The organism is Dietzia sp. UBA5065, from assembly GCA_002415925.1.
Classification (GTDB): domain Bacteria; phylum Actinomycetota; class Actinomycetes; order Mycobacteriales; family Mycobacteriaceae; genus Dietzia.
The window spans coordinates 3,753-8,294 of the sequence record DIAZ01000058.1; the positions used below are offsets into that span (position 1 = coordinate 3,753).

Sequence of the window (4,542 nt, forward strand, 5' to 3'; positions counted from 1 at the left end):
GCCGGCGAGGAAGCCCAGCGCGGTGGCCCGCAGGCCGGCCTGGTCCATCGCCTCCTGGACCAGTTCGAACGACAGCGCGGAGATCAGCACGCCGGAGCCGAACGCCATCACGGCCGCCACCAGGCCGGCGGGGACGGTGATGAACCACGCGATGGCGCTGCCCACCAGCAGCGCGCACCCGGCGAGGAGCCCGGCGCCGCCCGCCGCCAGCCAGTCCGGCATCGTGGCGGTCCTTTCCCGAGCGGAAGCGTGCTCAGCCCGCCGAGCCCGGATCCTCCCACGAGCGCTGGTGATCCCGGCGGAGTTCGGACGCGAGCAGGCGCAGCGCCGTCCGGCGCACGGCCGAGCTGAAGGGGCCGATGAGGAGCCAGTAGCGCCGGAACCGGCGGCGGCTCAGCGCGTCCGTGGTGGCGACCCTCGTCTCCAGCGTGAGGATGGACGAGTCGGTCCCGTAGCGGTCCACCCGGAGACCGGTCACGATCTTGGCGAAGCCCGGGGCGGCGAAGTCCGTGAACTCCTCGGCGGTGGTCGGCGTGGTGATCGGTACGGCGGAGGGCGACGCGTCCGCTTTCCACGGGCGGCTCACCTGGCCCAGGACCATCTCCACACCCGGAGTCTCGGCGAGCACGATCCACCCGAGGTCGACCATGTCGGCGAGCCGGAAGGTGGGCGCGTCCGCATCGGGGCCGGGGGTCCTCCCGGGAGCGTGCAGGACACCGCTCAGGCGTCGGGGCAGTCGTCTGACACCCATGGCGACCCGGATGAGCGGGGCCCGCAGGAGGTCCAGTGCCAGCACGCGGGCGTAGCACTGCGCGGGCGGGGCCCGGACGACGTCGGCGTGGACGACCGCGACGTCGTACCGGGGCAGGTACCGCTCGATGAGCAGCCCGGGACCCGCCCCGCCCTCGGTGGGATCGGGCCGAGCAGGTCGGTCATCCACTGCCACCCTCCTTTCGCCGGATGCCGGGGGTGGCGTCAGGGCGCCGTCGACCCGGGAACCCCCGCCAGGTGCTCGCCGAAGAACCGGATGATCCGAGCCCGGGCGTCGCCGGCCGCGGTCTCGTCGTAGGGGCTGCCCCGGCCGAGCACACGGAACACGGCGGGGACCTCGTCCGGCTGGTGGTCGTTGAGGAAGCCGTGCCCGACCCCGGGGTACTCCTTGACGTCGTGGTCCACGCCGAGCTCGCTGAGGGCCGCGTCGAGCCGGGCAGCCCCGTCGCGCACGGTGCGGTCGGCCCCGCCGAAACTGCCCACCACCGGGCACGCCCCCCGCAGGTACTCCGCCGTGTAGGCCTTCCTGCTCGCGGTGCCGTAGTTCACGGCCGAGGCCGCGAACGCCCCGTCGGGCGCGAGCACGAGCGCGTAGCCGCCGCCCATGCAGAACCCGATCACCCCGATCCGGCCGGTGCAGTCCTCCCGCGCGGCCAGCCAACGGCGTGCCGCGTCGATGTCGTCGAAGGATCGTCCCGCCTTGGCGCGGACCTCCCCGATCATCGCGATCAGGCAACGCATCTTCCCCGGTCCTCCGCGCGCGAACAGGTCGGGCGCGACAGCGAGGAACCCCTCGCCGGCGAGCCAGTCCGCCTGGCGCCGCAGATCCGGGGACATGCCCACGGCGTCGTGGACCACCACGACACCCGGCCACGGGCCGTCTCCCGCCGGCTCGGCGCAGTAGAACGGGAGCTCGCCGTGCTCGGTCTCGATCCCGGCGGACTCGCCCGAGCCGTCCTCGAGCAGGCGTTTGAGCCCTGCCCAGATCCGCCGCTCCTGACGCCGCCCGATCACGCCGACCAGCGGGCCGGCGAGCCGGGCCGGTCCGCCGACGGTCACCTCCCAGTCCCAGGAAAACAGAGTCCCCCCGGGGATCGGGTCGCAGCGCACCTCACCCTCGGCCACGGAGCCGGCCATGACACTGCGGGTGGCGATCCGGCGCGGGCGGTCGAACGCGGTGCACTCGGTGGTGAAGTGGACTGGTCTGCCCCGGGTGCGCATGGTGGCCCGGAACCTCGTACCGACCCCGATCGGGCCGTCGGTGAGCTTGACCGAGTCGACCATCCCCGGGTTGTAGAGGACCTCATGGCGCTGGTCGGCCACCACGTCAAAGACCTCCTCGGGCCCTCTCGCGATCTCGATGCCGCCCCGGATCCTGCTCATGCCGGGCGTCGCCCCTCGCTCTCCTCGGGCGGTTCATCCGCCGAGGTGAGCCGGAAGACGGGGTGATCGCGAGGATCCGGCATGCGGGTGAAGAAGCCGTCGACGGACCGGCTCGCCATTGCGTTCAGTGAGGTGCGGTAGGCCGCGATCACCGGCGCCCGGTCCGCGACCGGCACCTCGACGGCACGCGTGACCACCGGCGCCTGACCCCGGTGGCTCAGTTCGGCCACCCCGCTGGCGCGCAGGTTGCGGACCCATTGCGAATCGCCGTAGGGAGACACCAGATACCGCTCGCCGTCCACCACGACAGGGGTGACCGGTACGCGCTGGGCACGCCCGGATCGTCGCCCGGTGACTGTGAGGGTGGCGATATCGCCAGGGTTGAGCTTGGACACGATCGGGTTGACGACCCGCCGGGTGAAAGCCGGCGGTTTGATGTAGGTCATGGTTCTCGCACGCCCTTTCCTGTGATGGATTCCTCGTGGGGGGCGGGGGACCGTCATTTCATTGCAGCACCGCGGGGGGAGCCGGTCAACGACGGCCAGGTCACGATCGACACCCGCCGCCCGGGCCGGCGGCGGGCGGATTCGCGACCGCGACGGTGGGCGCCTGTCTACGCTCCTGACATGGGCAGCAGGGCGGGTCGGGTGGCGTGGTCTCCGGTGGCGATCGGGGCCGCGGCATCACGGATGCTGGCGCTGCTGGTGGCCGTGGCGCTCGCCGTGGTGGTGGTGCCGCTGCACCGGGGGCCCGCGGCGGCGGCCGCCGGCCTCCCCGCCGGCTTCCACTGGGGCGTGGCCACCTCGGGCTTCCAGGTGGAGGGCTCCAACCCGGACTCCAACTGGAAGCGCTACGTCGACGCGACCTCGCCCACGGGGCGGACGGACCCGGTCGGCGACGCGGTGGACTTCTGGAACCGCTACCCGGAGGACATCGCCAACGCCGCCGCCATGGGCGTGAACACCTTCCGGCTCGGCGTGGAGTGGGCGCGGATCGAACCGGAAAAAGGGCGGTACGACGACGAGGCCCTCAGACACTACGACCGGATCATCGACACGATCCGCAGCCACGGCATGACCCCGATGATCACCATGGTCCACTACGTGTACCCCGGCTGGCTGGCCGACGAGGGCGGGATGCTCGGCGGCGCCGCGGTGGAGTCGTTCGGCCGGTTCGCCGACCTCATCACCGAGCGCTGGGCCGGCGACGGCGCCATGTGGGTCACCTTCAACGAACCCCTGGTCTTCTTCAAGCACGAGATGACCCTCGGCCGCGTGGGCGTCACCGACTTCTCGCGGTTCCTCGACGCCGTCGAGGCGGCCCACCGGCTCGGCTATTCCGCCGCCCACCGGGCCGATCCGGGCGCGATGGTCACGATGAACGAGGCCTACCTGCCCCTGGCCACCGGGTTCACCGACACGCTGATCGGGGACCGGGTCGCGGACGCGGTGGACTACGTGGGGATCGACTACTACTACGGCGTCGCGCTGAACAACCTCACCGCCATCAACGCGGCGTGGGACGACTTCGCCGCCGTGCGGCCGCAGCCGGAGGGGATCTACGAGGCGGTCCGGCACTACGCGCGGGCGTACCCGGGCAAGCCGATCTACATCGTGGAGAACGGGATGCCCACCCGCGACGGCGGGCGGGCCGACGGGATCGACCGCGGCGACGTCCTGCGCGACACGGTGTTCTGGCTGCAGCGGGCGGTGGCCGACGGGTACCCGGTGATCGGCTACAACCACTGGTCGCTGGTGGACAACTACGAGTGGGGCGACTACTCCGCCCGCTTCGGGCTGTACCGCGTGGACGTCCTGGGCGACCCGTCGCTGACCCGCCGGCCGACGTCGGGCGTGGACGCGTATCGGGAGATCATCTCCGCCGGGGGAGTCGGCGACGGCTACCGGCCCGTGCTGCCGGCCGCGTGGTGCTCGCTCTCCACCATCCCCGACAGTTGCCTCGAGCCGGTGTCGGCGGCGGGGCCGCTGGCCAGGCTGGGTGGGCGATGAGCGGTCGAGCGGACACCGGGGCGGCTAACGCTGCCGCGGGCGGGAGCGATACCTCGGGAACACCGTCACACGGCTGCGAGGAGTGAGGTCATGTTCCCACCCGGCTCGATCGAGAACCCCCTGCGATACCTGTTCGGCCCCGGGCCGGGCGAGGCGACGTGCCTGGCCCTGACGCCGGGGTGCATGGGGCTGCTGCCGTACCTCGCGGCCCGCTTCGGCCTCGGCTCCTGAGCGCGCCCTCCCGCGATCAGGGCGACCGCCCCCCTCCTCGCATCGATCACCCTCGTCGTCGTCCCCGGTCTCGTTCCCCGGCACGTGCTTCGCGCGCAGCACCGCCTCCGGTCACGGGTGTCAGGGGTCACTCCTAGACTGTCGGGAG

Annotated in this window: 5 protein-coding genes and 1 pseudogene; 2 read left to right on the forward strand and 4 right to left on the reverse strand. The window is 72.3% G+C overall.

Translation table 11 applies throughout. The features are described 5' to 3' along the window. The 4 genes and pseudogenes from B4M60_RS04330 to B4M60_RS04345 form a co-directional block, all read right to left on the reverse strand. A pseudogene (locus B4M60_RS04330) lies at nucleotides 1-222 on the reverse strand (ZIP family zinc transporter); the annotation flags it as partial. 31 nt (nucleotides 223-253) lie between these two features. After that, nucleotides 254-940 carry a hypothetical protein gene (locus B4M60_RS04335; protein ID WP_291080625.1) on the reverse strand — a complete coding sequence of 229 codons (687 nt, stop codon included), beginning with the start codon at nucleotides 938-940 and terminating at the stop codon, nucleotides 254-256. A 35-nt stretch (nucleotides 941-975) separates the two neighbouring features. After that, nucleotides 976-2,154, reverse strand: a complete 1,179-nt coding sequence (locus B4M60_RS04340) for a dienelactone hydrolase family protein (RefSeq protein ID WP_291080627.1) — start codon at nucleotides 2,152-2,154, stop codon at nucleotides 976-978. Continuing rightward, complete coding sequence (locus tag B4M60_RS04345) at nucleotides 2,151-2,600, reverse strand: nitroreductase family deazaflavin-dependent oxidoreductase (RefSeq protein ID WP_291080629.1); 450 nt, start codon at nucleotides 2,598-2,600, stop codon at nucleotides 2,151-2,153. Before B4M60_RS04345 ends, B4M60_RS04340 begins: the two co-directional genes overlap by 4 nt. A gap of 243 nt (nucleotides 2,601-2,843) precedes the next feature. Between B4M60_RS04345 and B4M60_RS04350 the strand changes: the two genes are divergently transcribed. Together B4M60_RS04350 and B4M60_RS04355 are read left to right on the forward strand one after the other, a co-directional pair. Beyond that, entirely contained in the window at nucleotides 2,844-4,163 is a 1,320-nt protein-coding gene (locus B4M60_RS04350) for a family 1 glycosylhydrolase (RefSeq protein WP_414646729.1), read from the forward strand. 90 nt (nucleotides 4,164-4,253) lie between these two features. Continuing rightward, complete coding sequence (locus B4M60_RS04355) at nucleotides 4,254-4,394, forward strand: hypothetical protein (RefSeq protein ID WP_291080634.1); 141 nt, start codon at nucleotides 4,254-4,256, stop codon at nucleotides 4,392-4,394. Nucleotides 4,395-4,542 lie beyond the last annotated feature (148 nt).

What these genes read in the sequence shown, in the direction of transcription:
- B4M60_RS04350 (WP_414646729.1), top strand. Translation starts at nt 2,844, where the DNA reads ATGCTGGCGCTGCTGGTGGCCGTGGCGCTCGCCGTGGTGGTGGTGCCG.
- B4M60_RS04340 (WP_291080627.1), bottom strand. Translation starts at nt 2,154, where the DNA reads ATGAGCAGGATCCGGGGCGGCATCGAGATCGCGAGAGGGCCCGAGGAG.
- B4M60_RS04345 (WP_291080629.1), bottom strand. Translation starts at nt 2,600, where the DNA reads ATGACCTACATCAAACCGCCGGCTTTCACCCGGCGGGTCGTCAACCCG.
- B4M60_RS04355 (WP_291080634.1), top strand. Translation starts at nt 4,254, where the DNA reads ATGTTCCCACCCGGCTCGATCGAGAACCCCCTGCGATACCTGTTCGGC.